General features: G+C 62.2%; 16 protein-coding genes and 1 tRNA gene. 12 read left to right on the top strand and 5 right to left on the bottom strand.

Annotation, left to right across the window (positions count from 1 at the left end; genetic code table 11):
* The first annotated feature begins 88 nt into the window (after window positions 1-88).
* The 11 genes from NTA49_RS08765 (at window position 89) to NTA49_RS08715 (ending at window position 13,712) form a co-directional block, all read left to right on the top strand.
* Entirely contained in the window at window positions 89-1,729 is a 1,641-nt protein-coding gene (locus tag NTA49_RS08765; RefSeq protein ID WP_258294336.1) for a BCCT family transporter, read from the top strand.
* A 211-nt stretch (window positions 1,730-1,940) separates the two neighbouring features.
* Complete coding sequence (locus NTA49_RS08760; RefSeq protein ID WP_258294335.1) at window positions 1,941-3,617, top strand: BCCT family transporter; 1,677 nt, start codon at window positions 1,941-1,943, stop codon at window positions 3,615-3,617.
* Between the two features lie 96 nt (window positions 3,618-3,713).
* Window positions 3,714-4,916 carry an aminotransferase class V-fold PLP-dependent enzyme gene (locus tag NTA49_RS08755; protein ID WP_258294334.1) on the top strand — a complete coding sequence of 401 codons (1,203 nt, stop codon included), beginning with the start codon at window positions 3,714-3,716 and terminating at the stop codon, window positions 4,914-4,916.
* An 88-nt stretch (window positions 4,917-5,004) separates the two neighbouring features.
* Window positions 5,005-6,402, top strand: coding sequence for a cryptochrome/photolyase family protein (locus NTA49_RS08750; protein WP_284700560.1), 1,398 nt, complete (start codon window positions 5,005-5,007; stop codon window positions 6,400-6,402).
* A gap of 76 nt (window positions 6,403-6,478) precedes the next feature.
* Window positions 6,479-7,687 (top strand): SAM-dependent methyltransferase, encoded by a 1,209-nt coding sequence (locus NTA49_RS08745; protein ID WP_258294332.1) that lies wholly within the window; start codon window positions 6,479-6,481, stop codon window positions 7,685-7,687.
* Window positions 7,688-7,738: 51 nt separating this feature from the next.
* On the top strand, window positions 7,739-8,179 hold the full coding sequence (locus NTA49_RS08740) for a TrgA family protein (protein WP_258294331.1): 441 nt from the start codon (window positions 7,739-7,741) through the stop codon (window positions 8,177-8,179).
* Between the two features lie 4 nt (window positions 8,180-8,183).
* Window positions 8,184-9,293, top strand: coding sequence for an NUDIX domain-containing protein (locus tag NTA49_RS08735; protein WP_258294330.1), 1,110 nt, complete (start codon window positions 8,184-8,186; stop codon window positions 9,291-9,293).
* Between the two features lie 56 nt (window positions 9,294-9,349).
* Window positions 9,350-10,384: a cysteine synthase A gene (locus NTA49_RS08730; RefSeq protein WP_258294329.1), complete on the top strand. Its 1,035-nt coding sequence runs from the start codon at window positions 9,350-9,352 to the stop codon at window positions 10,382-10,384.
* Between the two features lies 1 nt (window position 10,385).
* A complete protein-coding gene (locus NTA49_RS08725; protein ID WP_258294328.1) occupies window positions 10,386-12,845 on the top strand; it encodes a DUF3772 domain-containing protein in 2,460 nt (819 codons plus the stop codon).
* Complete coding sequence (locus tag NTA49_RS08720; protein ID WP_258294327.1) at window positions 12,845-13,564, top strand: alanyl-tRNA editing protein; 720 nt, start codon at window positions 12,845-12,847, stop codon at window positions 13,562-13,564. Before NTA49_RS08725 ends, NTA49_RS08720 begins: the two co-directional genes overlap by 1 nt.
* Window positions 13,565-13,622: 58 nt before the next feature.
* A tRNA-Ser gene (locus NTA49_RS08715) sits at window positions 13,623-13,712 on the top strand.
* A 128-nt stretch (window positions 13,713-13,840) separates the two neighbouring features.
* Here the strand turns inward: NTA49_RS08715 and NTA49_RS08710 are convergent.
* From NTA49_RS08710 to NTA49_RS08690, 5 genes are read right to left on the bottom strand one after another with little or no spacing between them, the layout of a single operon-like run.
* Window positions 13,841-15,517 (bottom strand): amidohydrolase, encoded by a 1,677-nt coding sequence (locus NTA49_RS08710; RefSeq protein WP_258294326.1) that lies wholly within the window; start codon window positions 15,515-15,517, stop codon window positions 13,841-13,843.
* Window positions 15,518-15,574: 57 nt separating this feature from the next.
* Window positions 15,575-16,600, bottom strand: coding sequence for an ABC transporter substrate-binding protein (locus NTA49_RS08705; protein ID WP_258294325.1), 1,026 nt, complete (start codon window positions 16,598-16,600; stop codon window positions 15,575-15,577).
* 28 nt (window positions 16,601-16,628) lie between these two features.
* The gene (locus tag NTA49_RS08700) at window positions 16,629-17,429 is read right to left on the bottom strand and encodes an ABC transporter permease (protein WP_258294324.1); all 801 of its coding nucleotides are present in this window, start codon (window positions 17,427-17,429) and stop codon (window positions 16,629-16,631) included.
* On the bottom strand, window positions 17,422-18,342 hold the full coding sequence (locus NTA49_RS08695) for an ABC transporter permease (RefSeq protein WP_258294323.1): 921 nt from the start codon (window positions 18,340-18,342) through the stop codon (window positions 17,422-17,424). The genes NTA49_RS08700 and NTA49_RS08695 overlap by 8 nt, the downstream gene beginning before the upstream one ends.
* A 2-nt stretch (window positions 18,343-18,344) precedes the next feature.
* A complete protein-coding gene (locus NTA49_RS08690) occupies window positions 18,345-19,424 on the bottom strand; it encodes an ABC transporter ATP-binding protein (RefSeq protein WP_332844281.1) in 1,080 nt (359 codons plus the stop codon).
* Between the two features lie 508 nt (window positions 19,425-19,932).
* Here NTA49_RS08690 and NTA49_RS08685 point away from each other — a divergent pair.
* Window positions 19,933-20,448 (top strand): chemotaxis protein CheD, encoded by a 516-nt coding sequence (locus NTA49_RS08685; protein ID WP_258294322.1) that lies wholly within the window; start codon window positions 19,933-19,935, stop codon window positions 20,446-20,448.
* Window positions 20,449-20,896: the final 448 nt, after the last annotated feature.

Here is a 20,896-nt window from a genome sequence, read left to right as displayed (position 1 = left end):
ACCTGCGACCAAATTGCAGAAACGGGCGTAACGCAGGTCAGGCGCAGGTCAGACCGGCGTGTCCCGTCACATAAGGAGGGAACATCAGATGTCTGATACCGACACCCAAGGCATTCCGTCCCCGGACGGGACAGCCGATGTCATCGAGACCGATTACGAGATCGGCCAGGACAATATCGAGACCCAGATCGGCCCGTTCGGTCTGGACATTCACAACCCCGTTTTCGTGATTTCCGGCGCGGCTGTCGTGCTTTTCGTGATCTACACGCTTGCGCTGCCCGACCAGGCGGCATCGGTGTTCAGCGCCATGTTCAGCTTTACCACCAAGAACTTCGACTGGTTCCTGATCGGGGCCGCCGACATCGTGGTGATATTCGCACTGCTGCTGATCGTCACGCCCTACGGCTCGGTCCGGTTGGGCGGTGTGGATGCGGTGCCCGATTATACCTATGGCGGATGGTTCGCGATGCTCTTTGCCGCCGGCATGGGCATTGGCCTGATGTTCTACGGCGTGTCCGAGCCGCTGACGCACTTCTCAACCGCCTATGGCGGATCGACGATGGAGGGCGATCTGCGCACCGACTGGGCACCGCTGGGTGCGGCCACCGGGGACGAGCCGGGATCTGTCCGTCTGGGCATGGCCGCGACGATCTTTCACTGGGGTCTGCACCCTTGGGCGATCTACGCGGTCGTGGCGCTGGCACTGGCGCTGTTCACCTATAACAAGGGTCTGCCGCTGACGATCCGGTCTGCGTTCTACCCGATCCTGGGCGAGCGTGTCTGGGGCTGGCCCGGTCACTTCATCGACATCATCGCGGTCTTCGCCACGCTCTTTGGTCTGGCGACCTCGCTGGGTCTGGGGGCGACACAGGCCAACGCCGGTCTGAACGAGCTGTTCGGTGTGCCTTTGGGTGTCACTTCGCAGGTGGTGCTGATTACCTTCATTACCGCCGTGGCGCTGGTGTCGGTGCTGCGCGGGCTTGATGGCGGCGTCAAGGTACTGAGCGAGATCAACATGGGCCTCGCCGGGCTGCTGGCGCTGTTTACCCTGATCGTCGGGCCGACCGTGTTCCTGCTGACGTTCTTCTGGGAATCGCTCGTCTCCTACGTCGAGTTCTTGCCAGCCCTCGCCAATCCCTTTGGTCGCGAGGACGTCAACTTCAGCCAGGGCTGGACCGCGTTCTACTGGGCGTGGTGGATCAGCTGGTCACCTTTCGTCGGCATGTTCATCGCCCGCGTCAGCCGTGGCCGTTCGGTGCGCGAATTCATCGTCTGCGTTCTGTTGATCCCCTCGATGGTCTGCGTGCTGTGGATGTCGATCTTTGGCGGCACCGCGATCCATCAGGTGCTGACCGATGGCTACACCGGGGCTCAGGACGCCGAGCTGTCGCTGCAACTGTTCAAGATGCTGGATCAATTGCCGCTGGCCTCGATCACATCGTTCATCGGCATCGTGCTGGTGGTGGTGTTCTTCGTGACGTCCTCCGACTCTGGCAGTCTGGTGATCGACACGATCACCGCAGGCGGCAAGGTCGACGCGCCGATGCCCCAACGGGTGTTCTGGTGCGTCTTCGAAGGAGCTGTGGCCATTGCACTGCTGGTTGGAGGTGGGCTTGCGGCGTTGCAATCCATGGTCATCTCGACCGGATTGCTGTTCACGCTGGTGTTGCTCGCGATGTGCTGGTGCATTTTCCGCGGTCTGCAAAGCGAGCGCGAAAACATGAAGTAACGCGCTGCAAGCGGGAAGAATCACCGCCTGTCGGAAACCTGATGGCCCGACAGGCGGTTCCGCCCGAAAACCTTATATCTTACACGCGCAAAAGCGGTGGGCCCCTCTGGGTTTGCCGCTTTTTCAATTTCGCAGGTCGGATTCGGATGCTGATCCGACACCTCAGCGTCTAGCTTTCGCTTCACTATAAAAAAACCAACAGGGACAGAAAATGGCACTTAAACCTCCACTGATGAAACTGCCGATCAAGACGGCAGCGACCGGTTTCTACCGGGGCTTCAGCATCGACGTCACGATCACCGCCAAGATCATCATCGGCCTTCTGGTGATCTGGGCCGTCGCGTTTCCGGATCAGGCCAGTTCGGTGCTGGCCGGGCTGAACGGCTTCATCCTGACCAACTTTGCCACATGGTACGTCTATGTCATGGCGGCCTTCGTCATCGTGTGCATCGTGCTGGCGGTCTGGCCGACGGCGGGCAGGCTGAAACTGGGCCTCGACACGGACGAGCCCGAATTCGGATATTTCTCATGGTTCTCGATGATGTTCGGCGCAGGGATCGGCGTCGGCATGCTGACCTGGGCCGTGGCCGAGCCGATCTATCACTTCGGCAACAACCCCGACGTGATGCAGGGTCTTGCCACTGCCAAGGCAGAGGACAACATCCTGAACGCCTATAAATGGTCCTATCTGCACTGGGGCTTTTCCGCATGGTCGTCCTATGCAATCGCCGGTCTGGGGCTGGGGTACTTCGCCTACCGCCGGGGTCTGCCGCTGACCATCCGGTCGTCGCTCTCGCCGCTGTTCGGTGCGCGGCTGTCGGGCAAGATCGGCCATTTGGTCGATATCGTCGCCGTCGTCGCGACCATCCTGGGCGTGGCGCAAACGCTGGGCTTTGGTGTGAACCAGTTCGTCGACGGCATGGCCCGTATCGGCGTGGGTGACTGGCTGATGACGTCCGAAGGCACACCATCCTCGGCAGGCATCATCTTTGCCATCGTGATCATCATGGGCGCCTCGACCCTGTCGGCACTGTCCGGCGTCGGCAAGGGCATCAAGTGGCTGTCGAACATCAACATGGTGCTGTCGATCTTCCTTCTGGGCTTCCTCATCATCTTCGGTTCGACCTTCTTTGGCTTTCGCGCGCTGTTCGTTGGCATGTGGGAATATGTCATCGCGCTGCCCGGCATGATCTTTACGATCTATGGCGGCGAAAACCCGGTCGATCAGGATCTGGCAGGCTGGCAGGGGTCATGGACCGTGTTCTACTGGGCCTGGTGGGTCGCGTTCGCGCCCTTCGTCGGTCTGTTCCTTGCACGGATTTCCAAGGGCCGCACGATCCGCGAATTCGTCCTGGGCGCGGTCATCGCCCCCTCGATCATGTGCTTTGTCTGGTTCGCTTGGGCCGGCGGCACCGCGATTGATCTGGAACTGACCGGACAGGCGGCAGGCAAGATCTTCGAGGCCACGGACGGCGGCAAGATCTTTGCGATGACCGACATCCTGCTGGGTGGCGGCATCCTCAGTTGGCTGATGGCGGTGATCATCGTGATCCTGCTGATGACCTATCTGGTCACGTCGGCTGACTCTGCGGTGCTGATCGTCAACACGATCAACGCCGCCGGCGACGAGGGGCCCAAGGCGCGTCCGCACATCATCTTCTGGGGTGTGGCGCTGGGGGCCGTTGTGGCCGCCCTGCTGCTGATCGGCGGCATCGGGGCCATTCAGACCGCAATGGTGATCGGCGCGCTGCCGTTCAGCCTGGTGATGGTGCTGATGGCAATCTCGCTGATCAAGGCGATCTACCTTGACGGGAAACGCGAGGCGGCGGGCATTTCGACCACCGCACCGATGACCGCAGACGCACCTGCAGGCTCACCGGCCGAATAGCACCGCACGACATGCAAAAACCGATGGGCCGTTCCTTTGCAGGAGCGGCCCTTTTGCCATCTTGACCTTTTTGCGCCGCGAAACCAACCTGCTTGCATGACACAGGATACAGACTGGGTGCGCGCCCAATTCCCCGCCTTTTCGCAGCCGTCCCTTCAGGGGCAGGCATTTTTCGAGAACGCCGGAGGCAGCTATACCTGCCAGCCGGTGATCGACCGGCTGACGCGGTTCTATACCGAGCGTAAGGTCCAGCCCTATGGCACGTATCAGGCCAGCCGTCTGGGCGGCGAAGAGATGGACGAGGCGCGCAGGAGGATGGCGGCGATCCTGGGCGTCGAGACCGACGAGCTGAGCTTTGGCCCCTCGACCACGCAGAACACCTATGTGCTGGCGCAGGCCTTTGCGCAGATGATGAAACCCGGCGAGGCGATCATCGTGACCAATCAGGACCACGAGGCCAACAGCGGTCCTTGGCGCAGGCTGGCCGAGCGTGGCATCGAGGTGCGCGAATGGCAGATCAACCCCGAGACCGGCAGCCTCGAGATCGAAAAGCTGGAGGAGCTCTTGGACGAGAACGTGCGTCTGGTGTGCTTTCCCCATTGTTCGAACGTGGTGGGCGAGATCAATCCCGTGGTCGAGATCACCGCCGCCGCCCATGCCGCCGGGGCATTCGTCTGCGTCGACGGCGTGTCCTATGCGCCGCACGGGTTTGCGGATGTGGGTGATCTGGGGCCCGATATCTACCTGTTCTCGGCCTACAAGACCTATGGGCCGCATCAGGGCCTGATGGTGATGCGCCGCGCGCTGGGGCAGTTGCTGCCGAACCAGGGGCACTATTTCAACGGCGATACGCTCTATAAACGCTTTACCCCCGCAGGGCCGGATCATGCGCAAGTGGCGGCCTGCGCCGGCATGGCCGATTACGTCGATGACTTTGCCGCGCGGCACGGCACTGACACGCGCGGTGTGCACGACACGATGCGCGACCATGAAACGCAATTGCTGCAATACATGCTGGACAGCCTGCGGGGCCGCAACGATCTGCGGATTGTGGGGCCGACAGATGCCACCCTGCGCGCACCGACCGTGGCGCTGGACCTGGGGCGTGCGGCAAAACCCGTGGCACAGGCGATGGCAGAGCACGGCGTGATGACCGCAGGCGATGATTTCTATGCCGTGCGCGCGCTCGAGGCGATGGGGATTGACCCGGCCAAGGGTGTGTTGCGACTGTCGTTCACCCACTACACCACCAAGGCAGAAGTCGATCAGGCGCTGAATGCGCTCGATGCGGTGCTTTGAGCGCTTGACCGCCGACGGAACGGGCTAAGTTCACCTGAAAATGGCGAACGGGGGAAAATCGCGCGTGACCAATACTTTGCCCACGATCATGTGGTATCGACGCGACTTGCGGATGAGCGATCATGCGGCGCTGACGGCGGCCTGCAAGCGCGGCGGGCCGGTGATCCCGGTATTCATCCACGACAAGCTGAGCGACAGCCTGGGGGCAGCACCAAAATGGCGCTTGGGTCTGGGTGTCGGCGCGCTGGCGAAATCGCTCGAGGACAAGGGCAGCCGCCTCATCCTGCGGCGCGGCGATGCGCTGGAAGTATTGCGCGAACTGGTCGCCGAAACGGGGGCAGGGGCGGTCTATTGGTCCCGGCTTTACGATCCTGACAGCATCAAGCGCGACACTGCCGTCAAGGAGGCGCTGAAGGACGACGGGATCGAGGCGAAATCCTTTGGCGGGCACCTGATGTTCGAACCCTGGACCGTCGAGACCGGCACGGGCGGCTTTTACAAGGTCTACACGCCGTTCTGGAACAACGTGAAATCGCGGGATGTGCCAGTACCGCTGTCGGCACCCTCGGACATCCCAGCACCGCAGTCATGGCCCGAAAGCGAGATGCTCGACGACTGGCAGATGGGTGCGGCGATGGACCGTGGTGCGGATGTTGTGCGCCCCTTCGTCCAACTGGGCGAGGCATCGGCGCAGGCGCGTCTGGGGCATTTCATGGGCCACATCGTTCAGGACTATAAAGCCAGCCGCGACATTCCCGGTGCCGACGGAACTTCGAACCTGAGCGAAAACCTGTCGCTGGGCGAGATCACCCCGCACCAATGCTGGCACGCCGGACAACGTGCCCGCCACGAGGGCAAGCAGGGGGCCGAGACTTTTCTGAAAGAAGTTGTCTGGCGCGAGTTCGCCTATCACCTGATGCACCACACGCCGCGCATCCTGACCGACAACTGGCGCGAAGACTGGGACGCCTTTCCATGGAACGACGACGCCCGCAGCGCCGAGGTCTGGGCGTGGAAAAAGGGACGCACGGGCATCCCCTTTGTCGATGCGGCGATGCGTGAGCTTTACGTGACGGGCCGGATGCACAACCGCGGACGGATGATCGTGGCAAGCTACATGACCAAGCACATGATGACCCATTGGCGCATCGGGCTGGACTGGTTCGAACACTGCCTGATCGACTGGGACCCCGCCAGCAACGCGATGGGCTGGCAATGGTCCGCAGGCTCGGGCCCCGATGCCACGCCATACTTTCGCGTGTTCAATCCGGTGACCCAATTGGACAAATTCGACAAAAACCGCGACTATGCCGGTCGCTGGATCGCCGAAGGCCGCGCCAACCCGCACAAGGATGCGCTTGCGTTTTTCGATGCAGCCCCGCGCCACTGGGGGCTGTCGCCGGATGACCCCTATCCCGATCCGGTGGTTCCGGTCGATCAGGGCCGTCACCGCGCATTGGACGCCTATGAGAACCGAGAATTTTGAAACTAAAGACCAAGACTTAACGTACCAGTAACAACGTGCCGCCCCAACGCGGCCATTTCACGACATGGACACCCAAATGATCCTGACCACCACCGACGGCCAAGCGGACCTTCCCCGCTATTTCACCCGCGTTTTCGCGATGTCCCAAGGCATGAACAACGGACGCGTCGATTTCGTTCTGCCCGACGGCAGGGTTTTTCGCGCCGAAGGGCAAAAGCCCGGTCCGATCGCCGAACTGCGCATCCACAACAACGATCTCTTCGCCCGCCTGATCCGCGAGGGCGATCTGGGCTTTTGCGATGCCTATCTGGACGAGTGGTGGTCGACGCCCGATTTGCAGGCGTTCATGGATCTGGTCCACGCCGACAACGACAGCGTCTACGACGGCTTTCCCGGCATGGGTCTGGTGCGTCTGGTCGAGCGGTTCCGGTTCTGGCTGCAGCGCAACAACAAGTCGCAGGCGCGCAAGAACATCAGCTATCACTATGATCTGGGTAACGATTTCTACGGCCTGTGGCTGGACGATACGATGACCTATTCCTCGGCGCTGTTCGCCACCGGACAGGAAAGCCACGAGGCAGCACAGATCGCCAAATACGCCAGCATGATCGACCAGATGGGCGCGCAGCCCGGCGATCACATCCTGGAAATCGGCTGCGGCTGGGGTGGCTTTGCCGAATATGCGGCCAAAGAACGCGGGCTGCGGGTGACGGGGCTGACCATCAGCGAAGAACAGATCAAGTACGCCCGTGACCGCATTGAAAAGGCTGGCCTATCCGAAATGGTGGACTTCAAGCTGCAGGATTACCGTGATGAAAAAGGCACCTATGACGGGATCGCCAGCATCGAGATGTTCGAGGCCGTGGGCGAACAATACTGGCCCGCCTATTTCAACACCGTCCGCGACCGGCTGAAACCGGGCAAGAACGCCACCTTGCAGATCATCATGGTTCAGGACCGCCGCTGGGAAGTCTACAAGCGCGGTGTCGATTTCATCCAGAAGTACATCTTTCCCGGCGGTATGCTGCCCAGCCCAAAGGCGCTGCGCGAACAGGTGGTCAAGGCCGGGTTGAGCATCGAGCGTTCGATCGAGTTTGGCCCCAGCTATTCGATCAGCCTGCGCCGCTGGCACGACACGTTCAACGAACGCTGGGACCAGATCGCCGCGATGGGATTTGACGAGCGGTTTCGACGGATGTGGAATTTTTACCTGACCTCTTGTGCTGCCACCTTTGAAAGTGCCAACTGCGACGTGACGCAGATCACCATCAAACGGCCCGTCTGACACCGGGTGGCAACAGACCCGCGGCGACGCGGGCCAGGACCGGGGGACATTATGCCCGACGCAGCACGGCTGGTCGCAGCCCTTTCGATGGCCTTGCTGGCCTTCATCGTTTCGGCGCAGATCGTGCCCCTGATGCCCGAAAGTACGGATTTCGGGTATTTCTACCCTGTGAACATCGTGCTGGCCGCCCTTGTCGGGTGGCTGGTGATGGGGCGGCGCGCGGGACGCGGCGTGACCTCGGCGGTCAACAACGGATTGACCGGCATGCTGGTCTTCGTGCTGTGGGGTCTGTTCATCCAGGGCTGCAACGAAATGATCCGTCTGGCGATGCGCAATCGTTATGATGATCCGTTCGAGGCGATTGTCGCGATTTTCGAGATCGGCGCCGAATACGGCCTGATCATGCTGGTGCCGTTGGTGATCGGCACATTGATCGCGGGCGGCGTTCTGGCGGGCCTTGCAACCGAAGTCGCATGGCGAAAGTGGCGCTGACCTGATGACCAACCTGTTTTTCTACGGCTCCTTGCAGCATGTGCCGCTGCTCGAGGTGGTGCTGGGCGCGCCCTTCGCCGATCTGGATGTCACCGATGCCGCCCTGCCGGATCACACTGTCATGGCCGTGACCGATGGCCCGTACCCCACGCTGGTCGCGCAAAAGGGCAGTGTCGCCAGCGGTATCGTTGTGCGCGGACTGACCGCAGAGCAGATCGCACGGCTGGATTTCTACGAGGGTGGTTTCGAGTTTGACTTGCGGCACGTCACGCTTTCGGACGGGCAGGGCGCGCAGGTCTATTTCGCGGCCAACGCGGAACTGGCCACCGATGGTGCGTGGTCGCTGGCGTCCTGGCAGGCCCGCTGGGGCACCATGACGGTGATTGCCGCGCGCGAGGTCATGGGGTATTTCGGCGAACGCGATGCCGCAGACGTGGCGCGCATGTTCCCGATGATCCGCGCGCGCGCCGTGGCGCAGGTGAACGCGGGCCAGTCGAAACATGGGGCGTTGACCACGCCGGGGACCGTGGAAATTCTGGACCGCACGCGGGTATACGCCAACTTTTTCGCCTTCGACGAGGTGACGTTGCGCCACGAGCGTTTCTCCGGCTCCATGTCCGAGCCGCTTTTGCGCGGCGTCTTCATCGCAACGGACGCCGCCATCGTGCTGCCCTATGATCCGGTGCGCGACCGGGTGATGCTGGTTGAACAGATCCGCTTGGGGCCGCTGGGGCGCGGGGATCGCAGCCTGTGGCAGCTTGAACCCATCGCCGGACGTATTGATGCGGGCGAAACGCCCGAGCAGGCCGCCCTGCGCGAAGCGCAGGAAGAGGCCGACCTGACCGTGACCCAGCTGCTGCCCGTGGCTGAAACCTATGCCTCGCCCGGCAATGCGACCGAATTTCATTATATCTATGTCGGCATCGCCGATCTGCCAGACAGTGCCACCGGCGTGTCGGGCAAGGCGGACGAGGCCGAAGACATCCGCAGCCACATCATCAGCTTTGATCGGCTGATGCAGATGGTCGATGACCTGCAGGCGGCCAACGCTCCGCTTGTGGTTGCGGCCCTGTGGCTGGCACGCCACCGCCACCGGTTGCGCAACCGCGCTTGAGGTCGCCGCCTCGCAAGGTTACATCGGATAAAAGACATCGCACGAGGAACGCAGCCATGCGCATTGCAAACGATCTGGCCGAAGCCATCGGAAACACACCGCTGATCAAGCTGCGGCAAGCCAGTGAAGAAACCGGATGCACCATTCTGGGCAAGGCCGAGTTCATGAACCCCGGACAATCGGTCAAGGACCGCGCTGCGCTGTTCATCATCCGCGACGCGATTGCGCGGGGCGAGCTGCGCCCCGGTGGCACGATTGTCGAGGGCACCGCAGGCAACACCGGCATCGGTCTGGCGCTGGTCGGCTCGTCCATGGGCTTTCGCACCGTCATCGTGATCCCCGAGACGCAGAGCCAGGAGAAAAAGGATATGCTGCGTCTGGCGGGCGCGGAGCTGATCCAGGTGCCTGCCGCACCCTATCGTAATCCGAACAATTTTGTGCGCTATTCGGGCCGCCTGGCGGCTGAGCTTGCCAAAACCGAACCTAATGGCGCGATCTGGGCGAACCAGTTCGACAACACCGCCAACCGCCAGGCGCACGTCGAAACCACCGGTCCCGAGATCTGGGAACAGACGAACGGCAAGGTCGATGGCTTCGTGGCGGCCGTAGGGTCGGGAGGCACGCTGGCCGGCGTCGCCGAAGTGTTGCAACCCAAGGGCGTCAAGATCGGTCTGGCCGATCCGGATGGCGCCGCACTTTATAACTTCTACGATCATGGCGATCTGACGACCACAGACGGCTCGTCGATCAACGAAGGCATTGGACAGGTGCGCATCACCAAGAACCTCGAAGGGTTCACGCCCGATTTCGCCTGGAACATCCACGACGACGAAGCACTGCCGATCGTCTTTGACCTGCTCGAGCACGAGGGCCTGTGCCTTGGCGGCTCGTCCGGCATCAACGTGGCCGGTGCCATCCGGATGGCGCGGGAAATGGGGCCGGGGCACACCATCGTGACGATCCTGTGCGACTACGGCACGCGCTATCAGTCGAAACTGTTCAACCCCGATTTTCTGCGTGAAAAGGGCCTGCCCGTGGCGGACTGGATGACCGAAGCCCCGTCCAGCATCCCCGGCGTTTTCGAGGATTAAGATGCGCTTTCTCGCAATCCTTCTGACGGCCTTGTCGCTGTCACTGGTGGGCATGGCGGCGACACCGCCCGCCATGGCGCAGCAGGCTGCGGCCAATGCACCGGACTATTCCCAATGGGAACTGCTGGCGAACCGCGCCGAAGAGGCGGTAGGCTCTGCCGAAGCGTCGGACAATGCGCTGACGTCCCTGCGCACGCAGGTGGCCGACTGGCGCGCGCAGTTCCAGACGTTGCTGTCGGCCAACGACCCACGCCTGACCACGCTGCGCGACCAGCTTGCAGCCCTTGGGCCGCCCCCCGCCGAAGGCGAGGCCGAGGAAGCGCCCGAGATTGCGCAGCGGCGGGCCGAGCTGAACGAGCAGCTGACCCGCCTGACCACGCCGCGCCGCACGGCAGAAGAGGCGTTCAGCCGCGCCAACGGGATCATTTCGGAAATCGATTCGATCCTGCGCGCCCGTCAGGCCGACAAGCTTTTGAACCGTGGCCCGATGCCGATCAACCCCGCCCTGTGGGGCGTCGCACTGCGAGACCTCGGCCATTCCCTGCGCGCCGTCTGGAGCGGCACCTATCAGGCCTGGTCGACCCCCGCCCGCCGCGCCGAGGCGCAGAACAATCTGCCGCTGGTTCTGGTGCTGGTGGTGGTGGCCATCGTCCTGCTGGCCCGCTCGCGCACCTGGAGCGAACAGGTCGCCGTGCGCATCGCCCGCAGTGACGCGCAGGCCCGCAGCGACGTCGTGGGGTTCGTGGTCTCGCTAGGGCAGATCATCTTTCCGCTGATGGGCATCTATGCGCTGATCCAGGCGCTTGGGGCGACCCAGCTTTACGGTCCGCGCGGCGAGCTGATGCTGAACGTGCTGCCTGCTATCGGCATCTCGATCTTCTTTGCGCGCTGGATCGGCAGCCGCATGTTTCCCGCCGCCCATGAAGTCTATAGCCCGCTGGGCCTGACCGATGCGCGCCGCACCGAGGGGCGTTTCTATTCGATGCTGCTGGGCCTTGTGCTGGCGGCGAACCTGATCGTGATGAACCTGTCGGATTTCGACCGCTTCTCGGCCGAGGTGAACAATGTCCTGTCGTTTCCGCTGATCGTGCTGGCCAGCGTGCTGACGTTCCGGCTGGGGCAGTTGCTGCGCCACCATGATGCGACGCTCGACGGTTCTTCGCTGACCGAGGAAAACGCCTATCGCAACCGTCTGGTGGTGCTGCTGGGGCAGGCGGCAAAGGTGGTGGCGATGATCACCCCGTTGCTGGCGGCAGCGGGCTATGTCACCGCAGCCGAGGCGCTGATCTATCCCGCGATCCTGTCGCTGGCGCTGTTTGCAACCGTGGCCTTGCTGCAAGAGGCGGTGAACGACGCCTATGTCTATTTCTCGAAGTCGACCAGCGGCACCATCGGCCTGCTGCCGACCCTGATCGGCTTTGCGCTGCTGCTGGCGTCGGTGCCGCTGTTCGCGCTGATCTGGGGCGCGCGGGTCACCGATCTGACCGAGCTTTGGGCGCGCGCCCGTGCGGGCGTTGATATCGGCGAGACCACCCTGTCGCCGGGGTCGCTGATCACGCTGATCGTGGTGTTCATGATCGGCCTGTTCCTGACGCGCGCCCTGCAAGGTACGCTGAAAACCTCGTTGCTGCCCAAGACCAAGATTGATCCGGGCGGGCAGGTGGCGATGGTGTCGGGCGTGGGCTACGTCGGCATCTTTCTGGCGGCGCTCATCGCGATCACCTCGGCGGGGATTGATCTTTCGTCTCTGGCCATCGTCGCCGGTGCGCTGTCGGTCGGTATCGGTTTCGGTCTGCAGAACATCGTCAGCAACTTCGTGTCGGGCATCATCCTGCTGATCGAGCGCCCGATCTCGGAAGGCGACTGGATCGAAGTGGGCGGCCAGCACGGCTATGTCCGCGACATCTCGGTGCGCTCGACCCGGATCGAGACCTTTGACCGCACCGATGTGATCGTGCCCAACGCCGATCTGGTCAGCGGCACCGTCACCAACTTTACCCGTGGCAACACCGTGGGCCGCCTGATCCTGCCTGTGGGCGTGGCCTATGGCACGGACACCATGCGCGTCGATGCGATCCTGCGCGAGATTGCAAACGCGCATCCGATGGTGCTGGCGAACCCTGCGCCCAATGTGCTGTTCATGGGTTTCGGCGCCGATGCGCTCGACTTTGAAATTCGCGCCATCCTGCGCGACGTGAACTGGGTGCTGTCCGTGCGGAACGACATGAACCACTCGATTGCCGCGCGCTTCCAGGAAGAGTGTATCGAGATTCCGTTCGCGCAGCGCGACATCTGGCTGCGCAATCCCGAGGTGCTGACTGGCGGCCAACCTGCGCCCAAGCCCGAAAAGATCGCAACCCAGGCCAAGCCCAAGGGCCAGCCCGACGACCCCACGACGGACACCGTGACCGACAGCGACGCAGACACGCCAGACACGCCTGACGCACCGGGCCGCGGCTGATGACACGGATGCTGTTTCGCGAAGATGCCTACCGGCGCGACGCTGACGCCCGTGTGATCGCCCACACGCCAGAGGGCGGTGTCGTGCTGGATGCGACGGTCTTCTATCCCACGGGCGGCGGACAACCCGGCGACAGCGGCGTGCTGGAGTGGGACCACCAGCGGATGCCCATCGCCACCACGCTCAAGGCCGAAGGCGACCGGATCGCACTGGTGCCAGCCGAGCCGCAGCCGCTGCCCGCCATCGGCACCTATGTCACACAGTCGCTGGACTGGGACCGGCGGCACCGCCACATGCGCGTGCACACTGCGCTGCATCTTTTGTCGGTCGCGATCCCGTTCGGCGTCACCGGCGGCGCCATCAGCGCGACGCACGGGCGGCTGGATTTCAACATGCCCGACGCGCCCGAAGACCGTGCCGCCATCGAGGACGCGCTGAACGACTATGTGATGGAAGACGCGCAAGTCTCGGACACGTGGATGAGCGCGGATGAGTTGGATGCAAACCCCGGCCTGATCAAGACGATGGCCGTAAAACCGCCGCGCGGGGCAGGGCAGATCCGTCTGGTGCGCATCGGCGCGGCGCAACACCCTATCGACCTGCAACCCTGCGGCGGCACCCACGTGGCCCGCACCGGCGAAATCGGCCAGCTACGCCTTGGAAAGATCGAGAAAAAGGGCCGGATGAACCGCCGCGTCTATATTCACCTAGACAACTGACGTTTCGACCCGATTGCCTCTTGCAATGGCTGTCCGTCCCACGCTATGTCGCCCGAACGGAGCGGTGGCCGAGTGGTCGAAGGCGCACGCCTGGAAAGTGTGTAGGCGGGAGACCGTCTCCAGGGTTCGAATCCCTGTCGCTCCGCCATAACCCCCTTAAGTCGTTGATTTCGACCAGGTCGCCACGGGCGGCCTTCTTCGTTTTTGGCAGGTACCAGGCCGCCGCGTGTCCGCGCTGACGTGCATGTTTTAAACACACACATCAGCGCAGGAAGCTCAGGCGGTGAAGGTCACCTGGCCGTCGCAGATCGTGACCACGGCGCTGGCCTGCGTGATGTCGGCAGGTGCCAATGCCGTCACGTCGTGGCTCAGGACCGTGATATCGGCCATCATGCCCGCCTTCAGCTTGCCCTTGCGCTCTTCGTTGAACTCGACCCAGGCGTTGTCGCGGGTGTAGCTGGCCAGCGTGTCGGTCAGGCTTTGGGTCTGGTCACGCCATTTGGGGCCAAGGTCCAGCGGTGCAATCGCGGCCTTGATGTTGTCCATCACGCTGATGGGGATCACCGGCCAGTCGGTTGAAAAGACCACGGCGGCCCCCGTCTCGCGGATGTCCTGCCAGGCGTAGGCACCGGGGATCTGGTCGTCGTGCAGGTATTGCCCCACGGCACCGGGCGGAAAGATATGGCCGCGCGGCGCATGCCCCGGCTGGATCGAGGCGACGATGCCCAACTCGGCCAGACGCGGGATGTCGTCCACATGCATCACCTCAAGGTGTTCGATGCGGTGGCGGCTGTCACGCGCGCCGTTGGCCTTTTGCGCGGCCTCGTAGGCGTCGATGGTGCGCCGCACCCCGGCGTCGCCGATGGCATGCACCGCGATCTGAAATCCCAGCCGGTCGGCCTCGACCGCGCAGGCCACGAAATGATCCTGGGTAAAGACCTCGTCGCCCATGTTGCCATCCGCACCCAGATCACCGGGGTAGGGTTGCAGCATCAGCGCGGTGCCGCTTTCGATCACGCCGTCGATGAACATCTTGACGTGGTTGCAGCGCACCTTGTCGCCCTGAAACCGCGCGCGCATCTCGGGGGCGTCTTCGGTCAGACGCTCCAGCGGATCGGTGCCTTTCATGTGAAAAGGCACTTCGCAGCGACAGAGCAGGCGGCCCTCGGTCTCAAGCTCGCTCAGCAGTTCCAGCTGATAGATGTTGCCATCCATCAGGTGCAGGCTGGTGATGCCCTGTTCGGCGCAATGTTTCAGGCCCGCCTCGATCGCGTCCTTGTCCATTTCGCGCTGGTCCTTGGTGGGGGGCGGCACCGGGTTCTTGCCGGTGGTCAGCCCCATCATCTCGCGGCCGGCGTGGCGGGTCATCGCAAGGATCGGACTGTAGGCGCCGGGCTCCAGCAGCTCGCCGCTGGCCAGCCCGTCGTCACCCATCACGATCTGCGATCCGGCATCGACCTTGCCGCCCTGCAACAGCCCTGCGGCCTTCAGCGCTGCGGTATTGGCCCAGACGGTGTGGTGATCTGGCGCGAACATCGCCAGCGGTCGGTCGGACAGGATGCTGTCCAGATCGTGCCGTGTCAGCGTGTGTCCGGTGCCCAGAATGCCGTAGTCGGCCATGACGCAGAACACCAGATCATCGTCGGGGTTGGCGTCGGCATAGGGCACGATCTTGTCGCGCATCTCGTCCAGCCCATGCACGCCATAAAGGCTAAGCTGGCCCAACTCGACCGAGCCTCCAAACAGGTGCACATGGCTGTCGATGAAACCGGGCAGTACGGTGCAGCCTCTGGCGTCGATCATGCGGGTGGTGTCGCGGGCAAGCCCCTTGACCATCGCATCGTCGCCGATGGCGGTGATGCGCCCATCTGCAATGGCCAGCGCCTGCGCCTGCGGGTTGTCGGGGTCAAAGGTCATCAGGTGGCCGTTGTGGATGATGATGTCAGCAGTCATGTGCGCCTCGTAAAAGAAAAACGCGGCCCCCTTTTTCGGGGGCCGCGCAGGGTCTGTTTATTTCAGAAGTTCGGTCCAGATCGCCGTATAAAGCTTGGTCGCCGACGGCGGGCAGGTGCGCGAAACATAGGCGGCGCCCTTGAGATCGGCAGGCACCACGACTTCGGGCGCGGTCTTCATGTCGTCGGGCATGAACTCTTCCGAGCCTGCGATGCCGTTGGCATAGCGTGCAAACGACGACAGCATGGCGGCGTTTTCAGGGTCCATGATGAAGTTCAGGAAGGTCTTGGCGTTCTCGACGTTCTGCGCATCGGCGAGGATGGCCGCGTTGTCCATCCAGACGGGAAAGCCTTCCTGCGGATAGCCAAAGGCGATGTCGGGGTTGTCGTTGCGCGCCCGGAACGAAGCGCCGTTCCAGTTCACACCGGCGGCAAGGTCACCCTTGGCGTATTTCTCGATGTTGCCGTAATCCATCGACAGCCAGAACGGCTTGGCCGCCTGCAGGGTGTCGCGGACCTTCATCAGCGTTTCCTTGTCATCGGTGCACTGTTCGCCCCCGACATAGTTGATGGCCATGCCCATCACGTCGTTCATCTCGGGCACGACGTTGATCTTGCCCTTCAGCTCTTCGGGCGGATCAAAGATCACGGCGGCGGTGTTGATGTCGCCATCATAGACGGCGGTGTTCACGGTCACGCCCACGGTGCCCCATTGCCACGGCACGGTGTAGTTGCGGCCGGGGTCGAATTCCACATCGACCCACTGCGGGTCCATGTTCTTGAAGTTTTCCATCTCGTTGGGCTTGGATTCCATCAGCAGACCTTCGTTGATGAAGATCGGCACGTAAGTGCCTGAGGGAACTACGATATCAAACCCATGACCACCTGCCTTGATCTTGGCCAGCGCGGTGTCGTTGCTGTCGTAGTCGGTGATCGTGACGTCGATGCCGGTCTCGGCTTCGAACTTCTCGATCATCTCGGGGCTGGTGTAGTTGCCCCAGTTGTAGATGTTCAGCGCGCCATCGGCAAAGGCCGGGCTGCTGACCGCCACAAGGGCGGCGATGCTTGTCAGTGTCTTTTTCATTTTTCGAGCTCCCAGTTGTTATTGTGGTTCAGGTCTTGAGTTTGCTGAGCGCGGTAAAGGCGACAACCATCGTCACCGAAATCCCCAGCAGGACGGTCGAGATCGCGTTGACCTCGGGCGTGACGACACGGCGCAATTGCCCCAGCATGTACGTGGGCAGCGTATCTTGTCCGGCAGATTTTACAAACTCCGTGATCACCACATCGTCCAGGCTGATCACAAAGGCCAGCATCGCCCCGGCCAGGATGCCGGGCCACAGCTGCGGCAGGGTGATGCGGGTGAAAACACGGAACGGCGGCGCATAAAGATCGGCGGCTGCCTGCTCAAGCGCCAGATCCATGCCCGTCAATCGCGCGCGGATCGGCAGATAGGCAAAGGGAATGCAGAACGCGGTGTGCGCGATGATCAGATAGAGCAGGCCGGTGTACCCCGTCGCCACCTTGATCATCGCAAAGAAGATCAGCAGCGCCACGGCGGTCACGATTTCGGGGACCATCAGCGGCTGGTTGATCATCGCAAACACCGCCGACTGCCCCTTGAACTTGGGCGTGCGGGTGGTGGCAAGGGCCGCCAGAACCGCCAGCGTGGTCGAGATCGCCGAGGCCCAGAAGGCGATTATCAGGCTGCGGACCGTGGCCTCCTGCACCTGCTGGTTGTCCCATGCGGACACGTACCAGCGCCAGGAGAACCCTTCCCAGATCGCGATCGAGGTGCCCGCGTTGAACGAATAGATCACCAGCAGGAAAATCGGCATGTAAAGCAGCACAAAGGTGACAGCCGCGACGGTCTTGAACCCCGGCATCCGTTGAATGTCAAAGCGTTTAGCCATGTTTGGGTTCCTCGCTTCCTGCGGTGCGCACGTAGACCATCAGCGCCACCATCACGATGGCCAGCAGGGTGATCGACAGCGCCGCCCCCAGTGGCCAGTTGCGGCCCTGTCCGAATTGCAGCTCGATCAGGTTGCCGATCATCAACTGATTGCCGCCGCCCATCACCCGCGGGGTGACATAGGCGCCCAGCGACGGCACAAAGACCAGGATGGACCCCGCAACGACGCCGGGTTTGACCAGCGGCAGGATGATCCGGCGCAACACCTTCATCCGCGTCGCGTAAAGATCATAGCCCGCCTCGACCAGTGAGAAATCCAGACGTTCCATCGACGCATAGAGCGGCAGGACCATCAGCGGCAGATAGACATAAATCATGCCCACGAGGATCGAAAACTCGGTGAACAGCATCTGGATCGGCGCGTCGATGATGCCCGACCACATCAACACGGTGTTGATCGTGCCTTCGTTCCGGATCAGCTCGACCACGGCAAAGGTACGGATCAGAATGTTGGTCCAGAACGGGATGATGATCAGCAGCATCCACAGATCGCGTTGTTTCTTGGGGCGCGTGGCGATGAAATATGCGGTGGGAAAGCCAAAGATGATGCAGCCCACCGTGGTCATCAGCGACAGCTTGACCGACCGCCAGAAGATCGACAGATGCGCGTCAGACCAGCTGAGCGTGTCGTCGAAGATGTCACGTTGCAGGACCACGTTGAACCATGCGTCGGCAGACGGCTGCCAGATCACCCCGCCGTAGTCGCCCGGCGTCAGCATCGAATAGACCAGCGTGATCAAAAGCGGGCCCGATGCAGCAAAAAGCAGCACCAGCAGCGCAGGTGCCAGCAACAGCCAGCGCACGCGGGCGGCGCGCTTTTCCGTGGCATTGGCGGGAAGGGAGGTATCAGCCATGATCAGTCTCTCAGAACCTGGCCGACACCGGGCGCGAATTGCACCCCGATGCGGTCGCCGGTCGAAAAGCCGCTGATCTCGTCTGGCCGGTTCTGTCGGCGCACGACAAATCCGGTGCCGTCGTCCAGCGCCACGTGGTAATGCGTGTCCGTGCCGAAATAGACGATTTCCGACAGGGTGCCGGGCAACAGCGCCTCTGCCTCCGGACAGATGCTGGCGTGTTCGGGGCGCACGGCGAGGGTGACCTTGCCCTGCATCGCCTCGCCCTCGGGCATGCGCGCGGCGATGACCTTGCCCGACGACAGGGTCACGTCGGCGTCCGTGCCCTTGCTGGCGGCAACCTCGGCGGGCACAAAGTTCGTGTCCCCGATGAAATCGGCCACAAACCGTTCGGCGGGGTGGTCGTAGATGTCACGCGGCCCGCCGATCTGACGGATGGTGCCCGCACTCATCACCGCGATCCGGTCGGACATCGTCAGCGCCTCTTCCTGGTCGTGGGTCACGAAGATGAACGTGATGCCCGTCTCCATCTGCAACCGCTTCAGCTCCAGCTGCATGTCCTTGCGCAGCTTGAAATCCAGCGCGCTCAGCGGCTCGTCCAGCAACAGAACCCGTGGCCGCGGTGCCAGCGCACGTGCCAGCGCCACCCGCTGCTGCTGACCGCCGGAAATCTGGCCCGTCTGGCGGTCCGCCATCTGGCTCATCTTCACCAGTTCCATCATCTCGCCCACGGTCTGCTTGATCTCGGCCTTGGGCTTGCCCAGCATTTCCAGCCCGAACCCGATGTTCTGCGCGACCGTCATATGTGGAAATAGCGCATAGCTTTGAAACACCGTGTTCACCGGACGCTGGTAGGGCGGCAGGTTCGCCAGATCCTTGCCATGCATCGTCAAGGTGCCCGACGTGGGGTGTTCGAACCCCGCAATCATTCGCAAAAGTGTGGTCTTTCCGCACCCCGAAGGCCCCAGAAGGGTAAAGAACTCATTGTCCTCGATGTCGATGCTGGCGTCGGCCAGCGCGACGACCTCCGGCGATCCGGGGTAGACTTTGCGCAGATTTCGCACACTGATTGCTGCTGTCACGTGAGGGTTCTCCCTGCGGCAGAAGTCAGAGGGACTTCACCGAATTTTGCATTTTTATTGGCACCAAGATCATATTTGGCTGCAACCCACCGAAGATAAATCAGATTTATTCCAATAGCTTACAGAACCCCTGACTCCGTTTCACGCCAATTTGATCAAATGTTAGACCGCAAAATTCCATACTGCAATGAGAGTCCGCACCAAAATGAAAGTTTTGGGGCAGGGGCACTGTCCTGCCTGTTTTTGATGCAAGCTGATGCGAGCCCTCGCAGCCTGTGCGTGTAGGTGTCTGATGCAGGTCGGCAGAAACACCGCGCACATTAAGCGCGTGTTTACGCAAGCGGGTCATAACAAGGCCGTGGCGATCGTGCCTGATATATGTCTGGAGATGCGTGTCACGGATGCTGATGACCTTTCGCCCTTTGATAAATTGCCCATGTGCGGCTCCGGCGCGGGACCTCGATCTCGGGCTCTCCGCGTACAGCCGCAATCGGCTCAGCGGTGCCTGATGGCCGAAACCAGACTGCACATCACCCAAGGGCAGCATGCGACCTCCGGCAATCCCGATGTGGTCATCACCACGCTTCTGGGGTCTTGCGTGGCCTGTTGCCTGTGGGACCCCGGCGCAAAGGTCGGCGGCATGAACCACATGCTGCTGACCGTGCGCGGAGATGCGGACCTGACCGACAATTTCATGGGGGTCAACGCCATGGAGGTGTTGATCAACGAGCTGATCAAGGCAGGCGCCCGACGCTCCTCCCTGCGCGCCAAGGCCTTTGGCGGCGCGCGCATGGTCAACGGCCTGTCGGACATCGGCGACGCGAACGCGCAGTTCACGCTGGACTTTCTTGCCAGCGAAGGGATCACCTGCGACGGCCATTCCTTTGGCGGATCGAACGCGCGCAACATCCGGTTCTGGCCCGCCAGCGGGCGCGTTCTGCAACGCATTTCCACCGACCATATCGACGAGCCGAAAGCCGTCCTGCAAGCCCCGCCGAAGGGCAACGACCTGGAACTTTTCTGACCGGGCGTCTGCGTGGGCAATGTGCGGTCAACGTCTGTTGGTGGCGTCCGGGACATGAGACTGCGTGAATAAGGAACGCAGTTTCGCCAAGCAGCCGAAATGTGACACCTTGAACTGCGCTGCAAAACCGATGTGTGCCGCCGGATGGTTCGGAAGCGGTTTCACCTTGGAGAAACGGCGATCCTCATCGGCAGGCGGTCTAAATTGAAGCGGCCATGTGAAATTAGTGTTCAACAGGTGACGCGGGTGGATGCGCACAATCGGATCAGATGAACACAACAGTTTTCCGCAGCCAAAGCTTGGGAGCTTTTGCGAGGCTTCAAATTCTAGAAGGTATTGGAAGGTTTTGGTCGGACATGGCCCAATCACGCACGCCCCGCGCCCGTTCAGACGGGCGAACGCGGTGAACACCCGCGAATTGGATGATCCCGCCGAAAAGTGTTTGCAC

The sequence above is a fragment of the Pseudosulfitobacter koreensis genome (assembly GCF_024733015.1).
Lineage (GTDB): Bacteria > Pseudomonadota > Alphaproteobacteria > Rhodobacterales > Rhodobacteraceae > Pseudosulfitobacter > Pseudosulfitobacter koreensis.
This window is presented reverse-complemented; position numbering and strand designations above follow the sequence as displayed.

Coding starts and splice junctions, on each gene's coding strand:
- NTA49_RS08705 (WP_258294325.1), bottom strand. CDS start 16,600: ATGAAAAAGACACTGACAAGCATCGCCGCCCTTGTGGCGGTCAGCAGC.
- NTA49_RS08765 (WP_258294336.1), top strand. CDS start 89: ATGTCTGATACCGACACCCAAGGCATTCCGTCCCCGGACGGGACAGCC.
- NTA49_RS08685 (WP_258294322.1), top strand. CDS start 19,933: ATGGCCGAAACCAGACTGCACATCACCCAAGGGCAGCATGCGACCTCC.
- NTA49_RS08730 (WP_258294329.1), top strand. CDS start 9,350: ATGCGCATTGCAAACGATCTGGCCGAAGCCATCGGAAACACACCGCTG.
- NTA49_RS08760 (WP_258294335.1), top strand. CDS start 1,941: ATGGCACTTAAACCTCCACTGATGAAACTGCCGATCAAGACGGCAGCG.
- NTA49_RS08700 (WP_258294324.1), bottom strand. CDS start 17,429: ATGGCTAAACGCTTTGACATTCAACGGATGCCGGGGTTCAAGACCGTC.
- NTA49_RS08720 (WP_258294327.1), top strand. CDS start 12,845: ATGACACGGATGCTGTTTCGCGAAGATGCCTACCGGCGCGACGCTGAC.
- NTA49_RS08725 (WP_258294328.1), top strand. CDS start 10,386: ATGCGCTTTCTCGCAATCCTTCTGACGGCCTTGTCGCTGTCACTGGTG.
- NTA49_RS08710 (WP_258294326.1), bottom strand. CDS start 15,517: ATGACTGCTGACATCATCATCCACAACGGCCACCTGATGACCTTTGAC.
- NTA49_RS08735 (WP_258294330.1), top strand. CDS start 8,184: ATGACCAACCTGTTTTTCTACGGCTCCTTGCAGCATGTGCCGCTGCTC.
- NTA49_RS08755 (WP_258294334.1), top strand. CDS start 3,714: ATGACACAGGATACAGACTGGGTGCGCGCCCAATTCCCCGCCTTTTCG.
- NTA49_RS08745 (WP_258294332.1), top strand. CDS start 6,479: ATGATCCTGACCACCACCGACGGCCAAGCGGACCTTCCCCGCTATTTC.
- NTA49_RS08750 (WP_284700560.1), top strand. CDS start 5,005: ATGTGGTATCGACGCGACTTGCGGATGAGCGATCATGCGGCGCTGACG.
- NTA49_RS08740 (WP_258294331.1), top strand. CDS start 7,739: ATGCCCGACGCAGCACGGCTGGTCGCAGCCCTTTCGATGGCCTTGCTG.
- NTA49_RS08695 (WP_258294323.1), bottom strand. CDS start 18,342: ATGGCTGATACCTCCCTTCCCGCCAATGCCACGGAAAAGCGCGCCGCC.